Origin of the sequence: Nocardia sp. JW2, from assembly GCF_051843015.1 — a bacterium.
Taxonomy (GTDB): domain Bacteria; phylum Actinomycetota; class Actinomycetes; order Mycobacteriales; family Mycobacteriaceae; genus Nocardia; species Nocardia coubleae.
Genome location: NZ_JBPXLK010000059.1, coordinates 1 through 2,031, shown reverse-complemented (window position 1 = coordinate 2,031; position 2,031 = coordinate 1). Strand labels below are relative to the sequence as shown.

2 protein-coding genes are annotated in these 2,031 nt (G+C 66.4%); both read right to left on the bottom strand.

The genetic code is table 11. The annotated features are described in order from the left end of the window. Positions 1 to 176: 176 nt before the first annotated feature. Entirely contained in the window at positions 177 to 1,163 is a 987-nt protein-coding gene (locus tag ACSVDM_RS30765) for an alpha/beta fold hydrolase (RefSeq protein ID WP_439269166.1), read from the bottom strand. Positions 1,164 to 1,224: 61 nt separating this feature from the next. Next, the gene (locus ACSVDM_RS30760) at positions 1,225 to 1,710 is read right to left on the bottom strand and encodes a phage holin family protein (protein WP_067494480.1); all 486 of its coding nucleotides are present in this window, start codon (positions 1,708 to 1,710) and stop codon (positions 1,225 to 1,227) included. Positions 1,711 to 2,031 lie beyond the last annotated feature (321 nt).

Sequence of the window (2,031 nt, the reverse complement as noted above, 5' to 3'; positions counted from 1 at the left end):
CCCCCAGGGGCCGCGCTCGAGCGCGCCAGCGCTCCAAAAATACAGCCCAATACCTTTGTGGTGCACAAAACACCGAGGTGGTGCCGCACGGCTGGGTGCGCGGTAGGTGGCGCCCTCAAGGGTGCCGGTGTCACTCGACTGAAAGCACCCCCGCGCCACCGCCCCACCAGACAACGTCAGGGCGACACCAAGTCATCCTTCGGAGCATCATTGGCACCGTTCTGCTCATGCCAATACGCGGTAAGCACCTCATTGACCTTGCCCGGATTCTCCTGATGGGCGTAATGGCCCGCATCCGGAATAGTCACCAGTGCCCGACGAGGTGAAAGCTCCTGATCCCGCTCGACGGTCGAGGCCAACAGATACTGGTCATTCGCACCGCGCAATCCGAGAACAGGTATATCGATCGGATCCCGCATCGTCGCCATGAACCGCTTACCATCAGGCCGCCATTGGCTCCGAAAGGCCCATCGCTGATACTCCAGCGCGCTGTGTGCGGCACCAGGTATGCGAATAGCCGTCCGCATCCGTGACGCCGTCTCGGTGAATTCGGCGGTGCGTGACCAGGATTCGCCGACCCGCTCGCGCAGCAACCGCTCCACCTCGGCCCCACCCCGCCGCGTGAGAAGGTTCTCGGGGTACCGGGGCAACTGGTAGCGCAGGAATTGGGGCAACCAGGCGGAGCGCTGTGCGCGGTCGCGCAGGACGGCACTCTTCAACGCGGCGGGATGCGGCGAGCTCACCAGCGCGATGGACCGAACCAGCCGGGGATGCAGGACCGCGGTGGCCCAGCAGACGAGGCCGCCGTCGGCGTGGCCGACGAGGGTCGCCTCGGTGTGGCCGAGCGCGCGGATGAGTCCGGCGATGTCACCGGCGAGGGTCCATCCGTCGTAGCCGCGGGGCGGTTTGTCCGTGTCGCCGTATCCGCGCAGGTCGACGGCGACGGTTCGGTACCCGTGGTCGGCGATTCCGGTGAGCTGATGACGCCACGACCACCAGAAGTCGGCGAATCCGTGCAGCAGCAGCACCAGCGGCGCGTCGGCGCGCACCGTGGCGTCGGCTTCGACGACGTGGAAGCGGATCCCGTTGGCGTGCACGTCCCGGTGGGTCCACGGGCCGTCGTAACGGACGGTGGACGGATCCGGGAATGAGTTGGACGACACGCCGATCGAGCCTAGTGGGCGGGTCCGGTCGTGGCGACCGGGCCCGCCGGGGCTGGACCCGTCAGTTCTTCGCCTTCTCCAGCGACGGGGTGTGCTCGCGGTGGGCGAGTGCCTGCGGCAGCACCTCGGCGCTCTGCTTGAGCGAGCCGATCGTCTTCTCCGGCGCCTTCAGCTTCTTCACCTTGCGATAGCCGAGGAAGGCCAGTAGCGCGGTGGCGAGCACCATCAGCGTGAAGACGATCAGGAACGCCGCCCACCGGTACAGCCACACGTCGAGCAGTTCGGCGAGGAAGAAGAAAAAGAAGAACGAGCTGAACAGCAGGATCGTCAGCGCGAGGATGAAGAAGACGCTGCCGGTGAGGCCCTTCTTGACCTCGCCGGTGACCTCGGCCTTGGCCAGCGCGACCTCGGCGCGCACGAGCGTGGACAGCTGCTCGGTGGCGTCGCGGACGAGGCTGCCGATGCTGGCCGATCCGGGCGGATTGGCGTCGGTCAACGGGATGGAAGTGACCGTCCGACCGTCATTTCCGCCTTGGGTGTAACTCACTTCGTCGACCCTTCTCCCTGTGGTAACTGGTCCGCATCGCGGCGCGCGGTGTGCACACGTCTTGGCGCAACACTAGCGCCGATCCGATCAGCGATGCTGCCCTGGAGGTGACCGACACGGCTATCGCCGCAACCGTAGCGTGCCGGTCCCCGATCAGTTGCCGCCGGTGCGGATGGCCTCGAAGACGGCGGGGTCGACGAGGGTGGAGGTGTCGCCGAGTTCGCGTCCTTCGGCGATGTCGCGCAGGAGGCGGCGCATGATTTTGCCGCTGCGGGTTTTGGGGAGTTCGGGGACGATGTGGATTTCGCGGGGTTTGGCGAT